This window comes from Streptomyces sp. Ncost-T10-10d (genome assembly GCF_900091955.1).
GTDB lineage: Bacteria > Actinomycetota > Actinomycetes > Streptomycetales > Streptomycetaceae > Streptomyces.
In genome coordinates, this window is record NZ_FMDF01000208.1 from 33,246 (window position 1) to 50,675 (window position 17,430).

At 69.7% G+C, this 17,430-nt stretch carries 13 protein-coding genes and 1 pseudogene; 3 read left to right on the top strand and 11 right to left on the bottom strand.

Annotated features, from left to right (window positions below; translation table 11 throughout):
* Positions 1 to 89 precede the first annotated feature (89 nt).
* From gap to GA0115254_RS36350, 7 genes are all read right to left on the bottom strand, one after another.
* The gene (gap, locus tag GA0115254_RS36320) at positions 90 to 1,097 is read right to left on the bottom strand and encodes a type I glyceraldehyde-3-phosphate dehydrogenase (protein WP_093899527.1); all 1,008 of its coding nucleotides are present in this window, start codon (positions 1,095 to 1,097) and stop codon (positions 90 to 92) included.
* Positions 1,098 to 1,358: 261 nt separating this feature from the next.
* Positions 1,359 to 2,348, bottom strand: a complete 990-nt coding sequence (gene whiA, locus GA0115254_RS36325) for a DNA-binding protein WhiA (RefSeq protein ID WP_030919772.1) — start codon at positions 2,346 to 2,348, stop codon at positions 1,359 to 1,361.
* Positions 2,339 to 3,373, bottom strand: a complete 1,035-nt coding sequence (gene yvcK / locus GA0115254_RS36330) for a gluconeogenesis factor YvcK family protein (RefSeq protein ID WP_093899528.1) — start codon at positions 3,371 to 3,373, stop codon at positions 2,339 to 2,341. The genes whiA and yvcK overlap by 10 nt, the downstream gene beginning before the upstream one ends.
* Entirely contained in the window at positions 3,370 to 4,341 is a 972-nt protein-coding gene (rapZ, locus tag GA0115254_RS36335) for an RNase adapter RapZ (RefSeq protein ID WP_093899529.1), read from the bottom strand. Before rapZ ends, yvcK begins: the two co-directional genes overlap by 4 nt.
* The gene (gene uvrC, locus GA0115254_RS36340) at positions 4,338 to 6,449 is read right to left on the bottom strand and encodes an excinuclease ABC subunit UvrC (RefSeq protein WP_093899530.1); all 2,112 of its coding nucleotides are present in this window, start codon (positions 6,447 to 6,449) and stop codon (positions 4,338 to 4,340) included. The genes rapZ and uvrC overlap by 4 nt, the downstream gene beginning before the upstream one ends.
* A 119-nt stretch (positions 6,450 to 6,568) precedes the next feature.
* Entirely contained in the window at positions 6,569 to 7,456 is an 888-nt protein-coding gene (locus GA0115254_RS36345) for a hypothetical protein (RefSeq protein ID WP_093899531.1), read from the bottom strand.
* A 4-nt stretch (positions 7,457 to 7,460) separates the two neighbouring features.
* On the bottom strand, positions 7,461 to 8,099 hold the full coding sequence (locus GA0115254_RS36350; protein WP_093899532.1) for a papain-like cysteine protease family protein: 639 nt from the start codon (positions 8,097 to 8,099) through the stop codon (positions 7,461 to 7,463).
* Positions 8,100 to 8,328: 229 nt separating this feature from the next.
* On the opposite strand from GA0115254_RS36350, the gene GA0115254_RS36355 reads away from it, so the two are divergent.
* Positions 8,329 to 9,255 (top strand): hypothetical protein, encoded by a 927-nt coding sequence (locus GA0115254_RS36355; protein WP_093899541.1) that lies wholly within the window; start codon positions 8,329 to 8,331, stop codon positions 9,253 to 9,255.
* 19 nt (positions 9,256 to 9,274) lie between these two features.
* Here GA0115254_RS36355 and GA0115254_RS36360 read toward each other — a convergent pair whose 3' ends face one another.
* Complete coding sequence (locus tag GA0115254_RS36360) at positions 9,275 to 9,703, bottom strand: Rieske (2Fe-2S) protein (RefSeq protein WP_093899533.1); 429 nt, start codon at positions 9,701 to 9,703, stop codon at positions 9,275 to 9,277.
* A gap of 397 nt (positions 9,704 to 10,100) precedes the next feature.
* Positions 10,101 to 13,160: an excinuclease ABC subunit UvrA gene (gene uvrA, locus GA0115254_RS36365; protein ID WP_093899534.1), complete on the bottom strand. Its 3,060-nt coding sequence runs from the start codon at positions 13,158 to 13,160 to the stop codon at positions 10,101 to 10,103.
* A 175-nt stretch (positions 13,161 to 13,335) separates the two neighbouring features.
* Here uvrA and GA0115254_RS36370 point away from each other — a divergent pair, with 175 nt between their 5' ends.
* Together GA0115254_RS36370 and GA0115254_RS36375 are read left to right on the top strand one after the other, a co-directional pair.
* Positions 13,336 to 14,025: a maleylpyruvate isomerase family mycothiol-dependent enzyme gene (locus GA0115254_RS36370; RefSeq protein ID WP_093899535.1), complete on the top strand. Its 690-nt coding sequence runs from the start codon at positions 13,336 to 13,338 to the stop codon at positions 14,023 to 14,025.
* 10 nt (positions 14,026 to 14,035) lie between these two features.
* Positions 14,036 to 14,692 (top strand): MBL fold metallo-hydrolase, encoded by a 657-nt coding sequence (locus GA0115254_RS36375; RefSeq protein ID WP_093899536.1) that lies wholly within the window; start codon positions 14,036 to 14,038, stop codon positions 14,690 to 14,692.
* A gap of 123 nt (positions 14,693 to 14,815) precedes the next feature.
* On the opposite strand, the gene GA0115254_RS36380 is transcribed toward GA0115254_RS36375, so the two are convergent.
* Together GA0115254_RS36380 and GA0115254_RS36385 are read right to left on the bottom strand one after the other, a co-directional pair.
* Entirely contained in the window at positions 14,816 to 15,823 is a 1,008-nt protein-coding gene (locus tag GA0115254_RS36380; protein ID WP_093899537.1) for a TerC family protein, read from the bottom strand.
* Positions 15,824 to 16,087: 264 nt separating this feature from the next.
* Positions 16,088 to 17,430: pseudogene (locus GA0115254_RS36385) on the bottom strand (export associated protein); the annotation flags it as partial.

Genomic DNA, 17,430 nt, shown 5'->3' on the forward strand with positions numbered 1-17,430 from the left:
GACGAGGAAGCATGCAACGGGGCTCGAACGGCGCTGCGTTGCGCTGTTCGAGCCCCGTGCTCACATCGAGGTGCCTGCCGATTCGACGGTCAGAGCTGGCTGCCGACGAACACGGTCAGGTCGACGAGGCGGTTGGAGTAGCCCCACTCGTTGTCGTACCAGCCGATGACCTTGACCTGCGTGCCCTCTGCCATGGTCAGCAGGGAGTCGAAGGTGCAGGAGGCCGGGTCCGAGACGATGTCCGAGGACACGATCGGGTCCTCGGTGTAGAACAGCTTGCCCTTGAGCGGGCCTTCCTCGGCGGCCTTCTGGAAGGCGGCGTTGACCTCGTCGCGGGTGACCTCGCGCTCCAGCGTGATGACCAGGTCGGTGACCGAACCGGTCGGGACCGGGACACGCATGGCCATGCCGTCGAGCTTGCCCTTGAGCTGCGGGAGCACCAGAGCGGTGGCCTTGGCGGCACCGGTCGTGGTCGGGATGATGTTCTCCGCGGCGGCTCGGGCGCGACGCAGGTCGGAGTGCGGGAAGTCCAGGATGCGCTGGTCGTTCGTGTACGCGTGGACCGTCGTCATGAGGCCCTTGACGATGCCGAAGTTCTCGTCCAGCACCTTGGCCATCGGCGCGACACAGTTGGTGGTGCAGGAGGCGTTGGAGATGACGTGGTGGTTGGCCGCGTCGTACTTCTCCTCGTTGACACCCATCACGATGGTGATGTCCTCGTTCTTGGCCGGGGCCGAGATGAGGACCTTCTTGGCGCCACCCGCGATGTGCTTCTCGGCGTCGGCCTTCTTGGTGAAGATGCCGGTCGACTCGACGACGATGTCGACGCCCAGCTCACCCCAGGGGATGTCGGCCGGGTTGCGCTCGGAGAGCACCTTGATGGTGTGGCCATCGACGGTGATGCTGTCGGCGGTGTGGCTGACCTCGGCCTTGAGACGGCCCAGGATCGTGTCGTACTTCAGAAGGTGTGCCGTGGTCGCGGTGTCACCCAGGTCGTTGACAGCCACGATCTCGATGTCCGCACCCTGCTCCAGCAGCGCGCGGAAGTAGTTACGACCGATGCGGCCAAAGCCGTTGATGCCTACGCGGATCGTCACGAACCGATCTCCTCGTTAGGTACGCGGGGTTTCCACCCCGGCGAGTTGTATGAGATGTCCCCGACCGCCTCCGACCCTACCTCTCCGACGGCCCCGGGGTGACATCGAGCGGGGCCGTAAGAACCGCCGAGGCCCGTACTCCTTCGGTAGGAGTACGGGCCTGCGGATACTCGGCCGTACGTGCAGCGATGATTACGGAGCTTCAACATTCCTGGGGCTGCCGCGTGTTCTGTATCCGGCCGACTTCACGGCCGTCGCGGGTCAGCCCACCAGGCCGTCGGCGAGCTCCTCGCTGAGCGTGGATTCCGTGCCCGGGATACCCAGATCCTGGGCCCGCTTGTCGGCCATCGCCAGCAGCCGTCGAATCCGGCCGGCGACCGCGTCCTTGGTCAGCGGCGGGTCGGCGAGCGCGCCCAGCTCCTCCAGGGAGGCCTGCTTGTGCTCCATGCGCAGCCGTCCGGCCGCCGCGAGGTGCTCGGGCACCTCTTCGCCCAGGATCTCCAGCGCGCGCCCCACCCGGGCGCCCGCGGCGACCGCGGCCCGCGCGGAACGGCGCAGGTTGGCGTCGTCGAAATTGGCGAGCCGGTTGGCGGTGGCGCGGACCTCGCGGCGCATCCGCCGCTCCTCCCAGGCCAGCACCGACTCATGGGCGCCGAGCCGAGTGAGCAGGGCGCCGATCGCGTCGCCGTCCCGGACGACGACCCGGTCCACCCCGCGCACCTCGCGGGCCTTCGCCGCGATGGAGAGCCTGCGGGCTGCGCCGACCAGCGCGAGCGCCGCCTCCGGACCCGGGCAGGTCACCTCCAGCGAGGAGGAGCGGCCCGGCTCGGTGAGCGAGCCATGTGCCAGGAAGGCCCCGCGCCAGGCTGCCTCGGCATCGCAGGTGGCCCCCGAGACCACCTGCGGGGGAAGGCCGCGGATGGGGCGGCCGCGGCCGTCCACCAGGCCGGTCTGGCGGGCCAGCTGATCGCCGCCCGCCACCACCCGTACGACATAGCGGGAGCCGCGCCGCAGCCCGCCGGGAGCCATCACGATCAGTTCCGAGCTGTGCCCGAAGATCTCGAGAATGTCCCGCTTCAGCCGGCGCGCCGCCATGGCGGTGTCCAGCTCCGCCTCGATCACAATCCGGCCGCTCACCAGGTGCAGCCCACCCGCGAACCGAAGGATCGCCGAGACTTCTGCCTTCCTGCAGCAGGTCCGGGTCACGGGAAGCCGAGAGATTTCGTCCTTCACCGCCGGCGTCATCGCCATGGGCCGATCCTTCCATGCATCCGAAAAATACGGTCGTACGCGGCGGCCAACAGCTCCGGATCATGGATCGGAACGCCGTCGGGTGAGGCCACCGGCGCCAGCTCGACCGCGGCGCCGAGCCGCTTGGCTGCGTCGGCGAGGGACTCGCGATCGGGCACGGCGGCTTCGTCGGCCAGCACCACGTCCATGGCGAGTTTAGGGGCGTGTCGTCCCAAAACCTCCAAATGACGCTGCGGAGAGAAGCCATCAGTTTCGCCGGGTTGCGGTGCGAGGTTGAGCGAGAGGACCTTGCGGGCCTTGGTCTCGATGAGCGCGTCGAGCAGTTCCGGGACGAGCAGATGCGGGATCACGGAGGAGAACCAGGACCCCGGGCCGAGCACCACCCAGTCCGCGTCGAGGACTGCCGCGACGGCCTCGGGAACGGCCGGCGGGTCGTTCGGGACGAGGTGCACGGACTGCACCTCGCCCGGGGTGAGCGCCACGGTGGCCTGGCCGCGCACCGTGTCCACCTCGTCCGGGCGGGCCGGGTCGTGCCCCCGTACGAGTGCCTGGAGCTCCAGCGGCACGGCGGACATGGGCAGCACCCGGCCGTGCGCCCCGAGGAGCTTGCCGACCAGGTCCAGGGCCTGGACATGGTCGCCGAGCTGCTCCCACAGGGCGACGATCAGCAGATTGCCGACCGCGTGCTCGTGCAGATCGCCCTTGGACTGGAAACGGTGCTGGATGACCCGGGCCCAGGTCTGGCCCCAGTCGTCGTCACCGCACAGGGCGGCGAGCGCCTTGCGCAGGTCGCCGGGCGGCAGGACGCCGAGTTCCTCGCGGAGCCGGCCGCTGGAGCCGCCGTCGTCGGCGACGGTGACCACGGCCGTGAGATCGCCGGTGATCCGGCGGAGCGCCGCGAGCGACGCGGACAGGCCCATGCCGCCGCCGAGGGCGACGACCTTGGGCTGCGCGCCCCGCTTGCGGCCGGAGATGGCAGAGGTGGCTCTGCGCAGCCGTCGCAGGCGCAGATTACGGCTGGTCACTCGCGCCCCATGTCCCGGTGGACGAGGACGGTCTCGATACCTTCGGTAGCGAGCCTGGCCGCGAGCTTCTCGGACATGGCGACCGAGCGGTGCTTACCGCCCGTGCAGCCGACGGCGATCGTCACATAGCGCTTGCCCTCGCGGCGGTACCCGGCGGCGATGAGCTGGAGCAGCTCCGTGTACTGGTTGAGGAATTCCTTGGCGCCCGGTTGGTCGAAGACGTAGGCGGAGACCTCTTCGTTGAGCCCGGTGAACGGGCGCAGCTCGGGAACCCAGTGCGGGTTGGGCAGGAAGCGGCAGTCGACCACCAGGTCGGCGTCGACCGGCAGGCCGTACTTGAAGCCGAACGACATCACCGTGGCGCGCAGCTCCGGCTCCTCGTCGCCGGCGAACTGGGCGTCCATCTTGGCACGCAGTTCGTGGACATTGAGGCTGGAGGTGTCGATCACCAGGTCGGCGTCGCCGCGCAGCTCACGCAGCAGGTCGCGCTCGGCCGCGATGCCGTCGACGATCCGGCCGTCGCCCTGGAGGGGGTGCGGGCGACGGACCGACTCGAAGCGCCGGACCAGTGCGTCGTCGGAGGACTCCAGGAAAACGATGCGCCGGGTGACGTGCTTCGCCTCCAGGTCCGCGAGGGACTCGCGGAGGTTGTCGAAGAAGCGGCGGCCCCGCACGTCGACGACGACGGCGATCCGGGCCACGTTGCCCTGCGAGCGGGCGCCGAGCTCGACCATGGTGGGGATCAGTGCGGGCGGCAGGTTGTCGACGACGAACCAGCCGAGGTCCTCCAGACACTTGGCCGCGGTGCTGCGCCCGGCGCCCGACATCCCCGAGATGATCACCAGCTCGGGGATGGCCGCATTCCCGTCACCCGTCTCGATCGTGGTGCCCGTACTCACGTGTCCTGCTCCGTCTGCTCGGTCGGTGCTGTTGTGCTCGACTTCGTGTTCGTGTTCGTGCTCAGTCATGTCGTGCTGCCCCCGTCGTCATCTTCAATGATCTCTCCTGTCGCCGTGTTCACGGCGGGCGTGGCCGGGGCAGCCGAGGCCAGGGCGACAGCCACCGACTCCGCAGTCCTGCGGCCTATCCCCGGAACCTCGCAGATCTCGTCGATTGTCGCCTGCTTCAGCTTCTTCACGGAGCCGAAATGCTTGATCAACGCCTGTTTGCGGGTCTCGCCGAGGCCGGCGACCGCATCCAGGGGGCTGGAACGGATGCGCTTGGCCCGCTTGGCGCGCTGATACGTGATCGCGAAGCGGTGGGCCTCGTCACGGACACGCTGGAGGAGATAGAGGCCCTCGCTGGAGCGGGGCAGGACGACGGGGTCGTCGTCCTCGGGCAGCCAGACCTCTTCGAGGCGCTTGGCGAGACCGCAGACAGCGATGTCGTCGATCCCGAGCTCGTCGAGGGCGCGCTTGGCGGCGGCGACCTGCGGCTGGCCGCCGTCGACCACGACGAGCTGCGGCGGATAGGCGAACCGCTTGGGACGGCCGTCGTCCTCGCGGGGCTCGGCGTCCGGATCGGGGGTGGCGTCCGGGGCGAGGGTGGTGCCTGCGCCGGGAATGGTGTCCACGCCGAAGGCCGGCGCGGCCGGGCCGGTCAGGACTGCCAGGGCGGTTTGCGGGGCCGGGACGGGGCCGGTCGGCGCGGGGGTCTCCTCCCACTCCCCCGTCCGCTCCTTCTCCTGGAGATACCGCTTGAAGCGGCGGCCGATCACCTCGTGCATCGACCGGACGTCGTCCTGGCCCTCGAAGCCCTTGATCTGGAAGCGGCGGTACTCGCTCTTACGGGCAAGACCGTCCTCGAAGACGACCATGGAGGCGACCACGTCGTCGCCCTGGAGATGCGAGATGTCGAAGCACTCGATGCGCAGCGGAGCCGTGTCGAGGCCGAGCGCCCCGGCGATCTCCTCCAGGGCGCGGGAGCGGGTCGTCAGGTCGGAGGCGCGCTTGGTCTTGTGCAGTCCGAGAGCCTGCTGGGCGTTGCGCTGGACCGTCGCCATCAGGTCCTTCTTGTCACCGCGCTGCGGGATCCGCAGGCTGACGTGGGAGCCCCTGCGGTCGGCGAGCCACTGGGAGACCGCGTCGGGGTCCTCGGGAAGGGCCGGGACGAGGACCTCCTTGGGTACGGATTCGCCCGTCTCCTCGCCGTACAGCTGCTGCAGGGCGTGCTCGACCAGACCCGAGGTGTCGACGTTCTCGACCTTGTCGGTGACCCAGCCGCGCTGGCCGCGCACCCGGCCACCGCGCACATGGAAGATCTGGACGGCGGCTTCGAGCTCGTCCTCGGCGACCGCGATCAGGTCGGCGTCGGTCGCGTCGGCGAGGACGACGGCGCTCTTCTCCATGGCCCGCTTGAGCGCCTCCACATCGTCGCGGAGCCGGGCCGCCCGCTCATACTCCATCTCTTCGGCCGCCGCCATCATGTCCTTCTCCAGGCGGCGGATGTACGTGCCGGTGCGGCCGGCCATGAAGTCGCAGAAGTCGCCCGCCAGTTCGCGGTGTTCCTCGGGGGTGACCCGGCCGACGCAGGGGGCCGAGCACTTGCCGATGTAGCCGAGGAGGCACGGGCGGCCGGTCCTGGCGGCGTTCTTGAAGACTCCGGCTGAGCACGTACGCACCGGAAAGACCCGGAGCATCAGGTCGACCGTCTCGCGGATCGCCCAGGCGTGCCCGTACGGACCGAAGTAGCGCACGCCCTTCTTCTTGGCTCCGCGCATGACCTGGACGCGCGGGAATTCCTCGTTGAGCGTGACCGCGAGATACGGATAGCTCTTGTCGTCGCGGTACTTGACGTTGAACCGGGGGTCGAACTCCTTGATCCAGGAGTACTCCAGCTGGAGCGCCTCGACCTCCGTGGAGACGACGGTCCACTCCACCGAGGCGGCCGTGGTGACCATCGTGCGCGTACGTGGGTGGAGCGCGGCCAGGTCCTGGAAGTAGTTGGCCAGGCGCTGGCGCAGGTTCTTGGCCTTTCCGACGTAGATCACCCGGCGGTGTTCGTCGCGGAATTTGTAGACCCCCGGGGAGTCGGGGATCTGTCCCGGCTTGGGGCGGTAGCTGGAGGGGTCTGCCATGTGTCCCACCCTACTTGCGGGCAGTGACAGTGCGGCCTGCCCGGCAGTGGTGCCGTGCTCCGGGGCGCGGGGTGAGGGAGCGCGCCCCGGAGCACGGGGTCAGCGGGTGCCGTTGCCGGTCACGGGGTTCCCCGGTGGCGACGGCGACTGCGCAGTGCCGTGAGGCCGGCGAGGGCGAGCACGGCGAGGGCACCCGCTCCGGCGGCGGCCGACGTGACGGTCGGGGCCGTGTCGGAAGCCGCGCTCGCGGCAGCCCCCCGGTGGGCTGCGTCGGCGCCTTCCCGGGTGCCGGAAGCGGTGGCGGACGGTGCGTAGCCCCCCGCCTTGCCGGAGCGGTCGTATCCGGATCCGGGGAGTTTATTGCCGTAGGCCTCCCGTACTCGGGCGCGGTAGGCGGCGAGCGTGGTGCCGCGGGCGCCGATCGCGCGGACCGCATCCTGGTCCAGCGGGAGCACCTCGGCCCCCCTCTGGACGTACCAGGCGTCGATCTGCGGCTCGCGGAAGACCGTCCCGCCGGGGAGCTTGTGTGTGCCCGCGGCGGCGTACCGCGTCTCGTCGTCGCCGGTGGCGATGTTCACCACCCGCCAGCCGCCGCCCTTCCCTTCCTTCGGAAGGGTCCACAGGGACGCCTTCTGGCCGTCCGAGGAGACGGCCGTGGTGGCGAGGTAGTCCAGCCTGGCGACGGGCGCTCCCGGTCTCCCGGCGACGAAGTCGGGATCGAGGGTGCGTACGGGGACCGCGGTGCCCTCGATGCGCGGCGCGGCCGCCGACCTTGTGATCCTGCCTTCGCGGGCGAAGAACCGGGACAGGGTGTCCAGGGTCGCGGGGTCGGTGGCCGCTCGACGGGCGGCGGTCAGGGAGGCCGGATCGGCTGCGGGGCCGGTGGCGGCGGCCGCCTGCGGGGCCGTGACGGTGAGCAGGGCGGCGCCTGTCAGAACGCCCGTGGCGGCCAGGGCGGCCCCTGCGGACCGTGCAGTGCGTGCGGTGCGTGCGGTCTTGGAGATCATTGGGTCACGCTCCGATCCGGTACAGCGAGTGGGTCCAGGAGAATTCGTTGTTGCTCACGTACCAGGCGTGCGAGGCCCAGTTGTAGCGGTTGCTGGAGGGCCATGGATCACCCCAGTAGACCCAGCTGTTCGCGTCGTCGTACCCGTACAGGACGTGCATGTGGCCACCGCCGGCCGACCACTGGATGCGGGTCTCGACGGGGCGTCCTGCGGCGATCTCGGCCTGGACGGTGGGGTAGCGCAGCCAGCCGGTGACGTACGAACCGGGGTTGATGCCGGCCCAGTCGAGACCGTCCTGGACATTGCCGAGCGAGGCCTGCGAGTTGGGGCACTCGTAGCCCTGGGAGCGGCCGAAGGCGGCGTTGCAGAACTGGTTCTGCGAGTAGGTGCGGCCGAACCAGGTGGCGATGGTGTTGCCGGCCGCCGCCCAGCACCAGTTGGTCTTCTGCTGGGCCTGCATGGTGATGTTCAGGCGCTGGGTGGCGGCGATGCTGCTGCCGGCGGCAGCGGTGCCTTGTACTGCCGAGGCGGTCGCGGTGGGGGTCTGTGCCGCTGAGGCGGTCGCCATCGGTACGGCGAGCAGTACGGCAGCGAGGACGGCCGTGACCGGGAGTCGTCCCGGTCGGACACTTCGGTTGCGCATGGCGTTCCTCCCAATGCAGGGGATGTGTGATCGGAGGAGCGCGTCCGGACGCTGTTCGAGGAGCATCAACCGTTGTCGGGGACGGGTCAACACGCTTCAATGCGGGGGAACATCGCGGTGTGAACGGCGTGGCGGATACGTGAACGGATCCACCCCGGCCACCTGCGGCACCGCCCCCGCCGATGCGGTCTCCCCACCCCGTGTCGTGAACGTTCACCTGGAGGACCTCATGCAGCACACCGAGGCCGAACTCGCGCAGGTGCTGCACACCGGCCCGTTCCACCTGGCGCTGCGCACCGCACTCTCGGTGCGCGGGCTGCCGCTCCAGCGGGTGCAGCACCATCTCGCACACCGTGGGGTCAAGGTCGGTGTGACCAGCCTGAGTTACTGGCAGCAGGGGGCCAGGCGCCCGCAGCGCACCGAGTCCCTGCGGGCGGTGAAGGCGCTGGAGGAGGTGCTGGAGCTGCCGGGGAACTCGCTGCTCCGCCTGCTGGAGACCGGGAACGGCCGTGTGGACGCCGACCGTCCGGCCGCACGCTCGTACCGTTCCCTGATGGAGGCGTCCGGCGCGGTGGAGCGGTTGCTCGCCACGATGGGGTCACCGATGGACGGCGGGCTGCACACCGTGGGGCATCACGAGCGGATACGGATCGGGCCCGGCCGGGAGCTGCGGCAACGGGAGTCGCAGCATGTGGTGCGTGCGCACCGGGACGACATCGACCGCTATCTCGCCGTCTACCGGGGCGATCCGGGCTGCGATCCGGCGCGGGTGGAGGTGGCGGCCCGGGAGAACTGCCGTACGGGGCGGGTCCGCTGGGACCGGGAGACGGGAGTGCTCGTCGCGGAACTGCTCTTCGACACCCGGCTGAGGGCGGGTGACACGTACCTCTTCGGCTACGGCTTCGACGACGCCACGGGAGGGCCGTGCGGCGAGTACGTGCGTGGCTTCAGCTTCGGCGGCGGACAGTACGTGCTGCAGGTGGGCTTCGACGAGGCCGCGCTGCCGGTACGGTGCCGGAGCTTCGCCCAGGTCTCGGCTGGAGCGCCGCGTGGCGCCCGTGCGGATCTCACGCTCACCGGCCGGCACCGGACCGTTCACCTGGTGGAACAGGGGGTACGGCCCGGCCTGGTCGGCATCGACTGGGACTGGGAGTGAGCCCGTCCCCGGCAGGGCGTCAGGCGTCGGGGCCCGCGACGAGCTTTCCGTCCTCGATCCGGACCGGGACCGAGGGCAGCGGCGCGGTCGCCGGGCCGCGCATCGCCTTGCCGGTCGTCGTGTCGAAGCGGCTGCCGTGGCAGGGGCAGTTCCCCACGTTGTCCTCGACCTTGTCCAGCAGGCAGCCCGCGTGGGTGCACTGGGCGCTGAACGCCTTGTACTGGCCCTTGGCCGGGCATGTGACGATGACCCGCTGGTCGCGGTAGAGCTTGGATCCGCCGACCGGCACCTCTTCCGCCGCGCCGAGCTGGACGGGGGCGGTCGGCGTCGGCGTCTCGGCGTGACCGAGCTTCGATTCGGTCGAGCAGGCGGCCACTCCCAGCCCGGCGGCACCGGCGAGAGCGGCACCCTTCAGCACGGTACGGCGGGCGGCGGGCTGGCCGGGCATGCGGTCTCCACTGGTCAGGGGTCAGGGTGCAGAGGGGCCACCGGGGGCAGCCGAGGCATCGGGAGTACCCAGGGGTACCTGCCGGCATCAGTGCCATCGGTGACAGAACCGACGATACCGGCGGAGATCGGGGGGTCGGTGGCCGGGCCACCCAAGTCCGGTTGTCCCTGGTCAGGGGGTTGGGGACGGGTGGGACAGGGGGCACGGGGCGCGCGCACAGGCAGGGGCGCGTGGGCGGACCGGGGGACCTGGGGAGACGCGCGGGGTGGGGCGGCGCAGGTCTCACCGAGCTCCGGTGGGCGCGCAGCCGTACCGGGGCCTGCTGCGAGGGGCGCGCCGTACCGACAGAAGCGGCGGCCTCCGATTTCCGGGGGGCCGCCGCTTCGTCGCGGTGCCGTCAGGCCTTGCGCGCGCGGGTCGCCTTCTTCGCCGCGGGCGTCTTCGCCTCAGCCGTCTTGGCGGTCTTGGCGGTAGCGGACTTGGCGGCCTGGCCCGCGCTCGTCCTGGCCGTGGCCGTCTTCCTGACCGGGGCCGACTTCGCAGCGACCGCCTTCTTCGTGGTCACCTTCCGCACGGGCTTACGTGCCGCGGGCACCGAGGCTTCGCTCACCCGGTCCGGGTCCAGGATGCCCTGGAGGAACTTGCCGGTGTGGCTGGCCGGAACCCCGGCGACCTGCTCCGGGGTTCCCTCGGCGACGACCAGACCGCCCCCGTTACCCCCTTCGGGGCCCATGTCGATGACCCAGTCCGCGGTCTTGACCACATCGAGGTTGTGCTCGATGACGATCACCGAGTTGCCCTTGTCGACCAGCCCGGAGAGCACCTTGATGAGCTTGCTGATGTCCTCGAAGTGCAGACCCGTGGTCGGCTCGTCCAGGACGTAGACCGTGCGGCCGGTGGAGCGCTTCTGCAGCTCGCTCGCGAGCTTCACACGCTGTGCCTCGCCGCCGGAGAGCGTCGGCGCGGACTGGCCGAGCCTGACGTATCCGAGGCCGACCTCGTGGAGCGTGCGGAGGTGACGCGCGATCGTCGGGACGGCCTCGAAGAACTCCAGGCCCTCCTCGATCGGCATGTCCAGCACCTCGGCGATGGACTTGCCCTTGTAGTGGACCTCCAGGGTCTCCCGGTTGTAGCGCGCTCCGTGGCAGACCTCGCACGGGACGTACACATCCGGCAGGAAGTTCATCTCGATCTTGATGGTGCCGTCGCCGGAGCAGTTCTCGCAGCGGCCGCCCTTGACGTTGAAGGAGAAGCGGCCCGGCAGATAGCCGCGCACCTTCGCCTCCATCGTCTCCGCGAACAGCTTGCGGACATGGTCGAAGACGCCGGTGTACGTGGCCGGGTTGGACCGGGGCGTACGGCCGATGGGCGACTGGTCGACGTGCACCACCTTGTCGACCTGGTCGTCCCCGTCGACCCGGGTGTGTCGGCCGGGCACCGACTTGGCGCCGTTCAGCTCGCGTGCCAGGTGGGTGTAGAGGATGTCGTTGACCAGCGTCGACTTTCCGGAACCCGAGACACCCGTGACGGCCGTGAGCACGCCGAGCGGGAAGGAGACGTCGATGTCCTGGAGGTTGTTCTCGCGGGCACCGTGCACCGTGAGCCTGCGTGACGGGTCGACGGGGCGCCGGATGTCGGGCATCGCGATCGACTTCTTGCCGGTCAGATACTGACCGGTGATCGACTCACCGTTGCCCAGCAGCTCCTTGAGCGATCCGGAGTGGACCACCTTGCCGCCGTGCTCACCGGCGCCGGGGCCGATGTCGACGACCCAGTCGGCGACCTTGATGGTGTCCTCGTCGTGCTCCACGACGATGAGCGTGTTGCCCATGTCGCGGAGCCGGACCAGGGTCTCGATCAGCCGGTGGTTGTCCCGCTGGTGCAGACCGATGGACGGCTCGTCCAGCACGTACAGCACGCCGACCAGACCGGAGCCGATCTGCGTGGCCAGCCGGATGCGCTGGGCCTCGCCGCCGGACAGAGTGCCTGCCGCGCGGTTCAGCGAGAGGTAGTCGAGGCCGACGTCGACCAGGAACCTCAACCGTTCGTTGACCTCCTTCAGCACCCGCTCGGCGATCTTCTTGTCGCGGGCGTTCAGCTTCATCCGGCCGAGGAATTCGGCGCACTCGCTGATCGACATCGCGGAGACCTCGGCAATGGACTTCTCCATCACCGTCACCGCGAGGACGATCGGCTTGAGCCTGGTGCCCTCACAGGTCGGGCAGGGCACCTCTCGCATATAGCCCTCGAAGCGCTCCCGGCTGGAGTCGCTCTCGGCCTCGGAGTGCCGCCGCTTGACGAACTGCACCGCGCCCTCGAAGGCGGGGGTGGTGTAGGCACGCTCGCGGCCGTAGCGGTTGCGGTAGCGGACCTCGGTCTGGATCTTGTGGCCGTGGAGCAGGGCCTTCTTGGCGCGCTGCGGCAGCCCGGCCCACGGGATGTCCGTACGGAATCCGAGGGCTGTGGCGAGCGCGCCGATCAGCCGCCCGAAGTACTCCTTGGTGTGGCCGTGCGACCAGGGGTGGATCGCGCCCTCGTCGAGCGACTTCTCCTCGTCGGGGACGATCAGCTCGGGGTCGACCTCCATCCGCGTACCGATACCCGTGCAGTCGGGGCAGGCGCCGAAGGGCGAGTTGAAGGAGAAGGAGCGCGGCTCCAGCTCCTCGAAAGAGAGGTCGTCGTACGGGCAGTAGAGGTGCTCGGAGTACATCCGCTCACGCTCGGGGTCGTCCTCGGGAAGGTCGACGAAGTCGAGCACGACCATGCCGCCGGAGAGTCCGAGCGCGGTCTCGACCGAGTCGGTCAGCCGGCGCTTGGCGCTGTCCTTCACCGTGAGGCGGTCGATGACCACCTCGATGGTGTGCTTCTCCTGTTTCTTCAGCTTGGGCGGCTCGGAGAGCTGGATGGTCTCGCCGTCGACCCGGGCCCTGCTGTAGCCCTTGGTCTGCAGATCGGCGAAGAGGTCGACGAACTCGCCCTTGCGCTCACGCACCAGCGGCGAGAGCACCTGGAAACGGCTGCCCTCGGGAAGGCCGAGCACCTTGTCGACGATGGCCTGCGGCGACTGGCGCGAGATGGGGCGGCCGCACTCCGGGCAGTGCGGCTTGCCGATCCGGGCGAAGAGCAGCCGGAGGTAGTCGTAGACCTCCGTGATGGTGCCGACCGTCGAGCGCGGGTTGCGCGAGGTCGACTTCTGGTCGATGGAGACTGCGGGCGAGAGGCCCTCGATGAAGTCGACGTCCGGCTTGTCCATCTGGCCGAGGAACTGGCGGGCGTACGAGGAGAGGGACTCCACGTAGCGCCGCTGCCCCTCGGCGAAAATCGTGTCGAACGCGAGAGACGACTTGCCCGACCCGGAAAGCCCGGTGAAGACGATGAGAGAGTCGCGGGGGAGGTCGAGCGAGACGTTCTTGAGGTTGTGCTCGCGAGCGCCACGGACGATGAGACGGTCGGCCACGCCGGTCCGCACCTTTCTAGAGAGAAGTGGGGGAACTGAGCCCCTGTCCCAGGGTATGGGGGGCGCCACAGCGATGTACGAAGCTTTCGACTCCGAGCGTATAGCACGCGCATTCGATTTACGGACGGCCGCAGACTCCTTCACCCGAATGAGTGGCGAGGCTAGGCTCAGCCTCATGATTGATCATGCGCACGACCTGGACGCCGTACGTGAAGCGACCGATCGGCTGCTCAGCGCCACCGGGAAATTGGACGACGCCGCACTCGCCGAGCCGTCGCGATTGCCGGGCTGGAGCCGCGGCCATGTCGTCGCGCACCTCTCTCGTAACGCCGACGCGCTCGTAAATGTTCTCCAGGGCCGGCCGATGTACGCAGACAGCGAAACCCGCGACCGCGACATCGAGCGCGACGCACCCCGGCCGAAGGCCGAGCAGCTGGCCGACCTCGCCGAGAGCGCGGCCCGCTTCGTGGACGCCGCCTCGGGCCCGGCCGACTGGTCCCGCACGGTCACGCTGCGCAACGGCGTGACCGATTCGGCCTCCCGGATCCCCTTCCGCCGCCGCATCGAGGTCGAGCTGCACCATGTCGACCTGGGCATCGGTTACGAGCTGGAGGACCTCCCGGACGAGTTCGTCACCCGGGAGATCGGCTTCCTCGCCGAGCGGTTCGGCGGGCACCCCGGTGTCGTGTCCACGGGTGTGGCCGACGACAAGGGCCGGACCTGGACGACGGGCGGCGGCGCGGAAGGTGGTCCTGTCACGGTCCGCGGTACGGCCCCCGAGCTGCTCGGCTGGCTCTGCGGACGCCGTGACGGCTCGGCGCTGACCGTCGAAGGCGGCCCCCTTCCCGCGCTGCCCCCGCTATAGGCTGAGACGTATGACGTACAGCGGAACGGTCAAGGTCGGCGGGCGTGCGGATGTACACGAGTTGACGGATCTGATGATCTCCAAGGTCGCCGTCGGCCCGATGAACAACAACGCCTATCTGCTGCGCTGCCGGGCCACCGGCGAGCAGCTCCTGATCGACGCGGCCAACGAGGCCGGGACCCTGCTGCGACTGATCGGTGACGACGGCATCACCTCCGTCGTCACCACCCATCGGCACGGCGACCACTGGCAGGCACTCGGCGAGGTGGTGGCGGCCACCGGCGCGCGTACGTACGCCGGGCGGTACGACGCCGAGGGCATCCCGGTCCCGACCGATGTCCTGGTCGACGACAACGGCACGATCCAGGTGGGCCGGGTCGCCCTGACCGCCCGTCACCTCGTCGGTCACACCCCCGGCTCCATCGCGCTGATCTACGACGACCCGCACGGCGCCCCGCATCTGTTCACCGGGGACTGCCTCTTCCCCGGCGGCGTCGGCAATACGCACAAGGATCCCGAGGCCTTCGCGAACCTGCTCCACGACGTGGAGACCAAGCTCTTCGACCAGTTGCCCGACGAGACCTGGGTCTACCCGGGCCACGGTCACGACACCACGCTCGGCGACGAGCGCCCGCAGCTGCCGCAGTGGCGCGCCCGCGGCTGGTGACAGCAGCCGCAGGGACGCTCTCCACCCGTGAAGACACCGGCCGGGGCGGGCAACGGACAGTTGCTCGCCCCGGCCGGTGCCGGTTCCTGCCCGGCCGGACAGCCGCCGGGCCGTCCGCCACGATCAGGCGTCGACGCTGGAACCCTTTTCCGCGGCTGCCCCGTCCGCTTCCTCGGCCGTGTCGGCCTGCTCCTGCTTCTTGTTGGCGATGAGGCTGGTGATCGTGGTGATCACCAGCACGCCGCAGATGACGCCGAGCGAGACCGGGATGGAGATCTCGGGAACGTGCACTCCGGACTCGTGCAGTGCATGCAGTACCAGCTTCACGCCGATGAAGCCGAGGATGACCGAGAGGCCGTAGCTGAGGTGGACCAGCTTCTTCAGCAGCCCTCCGATCAGGAAGTACAGCTGCCGCAGCCCCATCAGCGCGAAGGCGTTGGCGGTGAAGACGATGTACGGGTCCTGGGTCAGGCCGAAGATCGCGGGGATGGAGTCCAGGGCGAACAGCACATCGGTGGTGCCGATGGCGAGCATGACGACCATCAGCGGCGTCAGGACGCGCTTGCCGTTGTTACGGATGAAGAGCTTGGTGCCGTGGTACCGGTCGGCGACCCCGAAGCGGCGCTCGATCGTCTTGAGGAGTCGGTTCTCCTCGAACTCCTCCTCTTCCTCGTCGGCCCGCGCCTCCTGGATGAGCTTCCAGGCGGTGTAGATCAGGAACGCGCCGAAGATGTAGAAGACCCACGAGAAGTTGGCGATGACGGCGGCACCGGCGGCGATGAAGACCGCTCGCAGCACCAGCGCGATCAGCACGCCGACGAGCAGCACCCGTTGCTGGAGGTGGGAGGGGACCGAGAACTTCGCCATGATCAGGACGAAGACGAAGAGGTTGTCCACGCTGAGCGACTTCTCGGTGATGAAGCCGGCGAAGAACTCGCCCGACGCCTGACTCTCGCCGAAGACCAGCAGGCCGAGTCCGAAGAGCGCGGCCAGTGCGATCCAGATGATCGTCCAGATTCCGGCTTCCTTGGTCGTCACGTCATGGGGTTTGCGCCCGATGAAGAAGTCGACGGCAATAAGGGCTGACAGACCAAGAATGGTCAGCACCCAGAGGGTCCATGAAACGTCCACTGCGCCTCCGGCAGTTCGCTACGGCTACTGATCAGCGTCGTCGCTGCCGGAGGTCTCTTCCACCCGGGCGCACGGGCTGCGCGCCACGGGCCGACGCCCCGGGACCGGTCACAGTCCGTACTGACGGGCACGCCGCGTATGGGAGTACTCCCCTCCGCTCAAAGAACAGTACAGGGAACACCAAGGAAAGGTAAAGAGGAGGGTAAAGATCTTCCAAAAGAGCAGGTCGGGGGCGCTGATAGGTAGTCGCTGCCGCTGCAGGGCTCAGGGGCGCCGGGGGCGGCGGGCCGCGGCCACCCTGGCGAGCACCTGCTGAAGGACCCGGCTGCCGGGCGGCATTCTCAGCGGCTCGTACGTCCAGGCGTGGCCTACCCAGGGATCGGCCAGGTGGTCGTCGGCGACCGGCGTGATCCGGAGCAGCGAGCGCCACAGCGGGTCGAGCACCGGCCCGTACGCGCCGGCGTCCTCGCGGTCCGCGACCATCAGCAGATGGACGCCGACCGAGGGCCCCTCGTCCGCGAGGTAGCGCAGCTGGGTGACGGCCCGGTCGTCGAAGCCGTGCGGGAAGTCGTTGACGATCAGCAGCTGTTCGCCCGTGTCGAGGTCCGGCGGAAGCGAATCGGCGGCGCCGGCCCTGATCGCCATCTGCACCAGGTCGACGCGCCGGGTGAGCTGCGCGAGGACCGAGGCCACTCCCCCGGCTCCGGCGGCGGGCGGCCCGGCGAGGGCCCCGGATCCGACCAGGGGGGCGAGTGCTCCGGCCGCCGAACCCGCGGGGTCGATGACATGGACGGAGAACTCGTCGGCCGGGTAGACGGCCAGCAGCCGGGCCGCGTGCGCGACCGCGTTCTCCATGGCCAGGCGGCGCAGTTGGGCGGTGTCCATCAGAGCTGCGGCCTCGGAGGCCGTACGGCCGCTGTCGACCCAGATCCCTCGCTCCAGAGGGAGCCGGACCAGTAGTGGGATTCGCAGCTCGGGACTCTCGGGCAGATGGAGGTCGCCGATGCGCAGCGCCATGGGGATCTCCATAGGGACGCGGTAGGCGTGCCAGGCAGGGTTGTCCCATCCCGCGTACGCAGCGGGGAGTGCGGGTTCCACGACGGCGGACTCGGCGGCGAGCTGGGCGAGGTCGCGATCGAGGACCTCGCGGGCCCGGGCGGTCAGCTCGTCGCGCTTGGCACGGGCCTGTTCGCGGGCCCGGTCGCCGGCGCCGCCGATCCGGTTGCGCGGGTCGGACAGGGTCCGGTCGAGCTCCTGCTCCATGCGGGACTCTGCGAAGTCGACGGCGCTGCGGTACGCGGCGGTGGTGCGGGCCAGGTCCTCGAACATGCCCCATATCTGGTTGTAGAGGCGCTCCTCCATGGACCAGCCGGTCGCGTCCCCGGCGACGGGCCGGGCGGCGTGGCCCGGCTCGGCGGGCGGGGCGGTGGGAGGGGGCGGCGGCGGTGCGGATGCCTGGCGGCGCGGGTGCGCGTAGTTGATGGGGCCGCCCGTCGGGGCCGCGGAAGGCTCGGCGAGCGGCGTCGGGGGGCCGGGTGGCCGTCGGCGGTGCGACGGGAGGCCGGTCCCCGTCCGAGGGCGGTACGGGGCCCGTGCCGTGACCGACC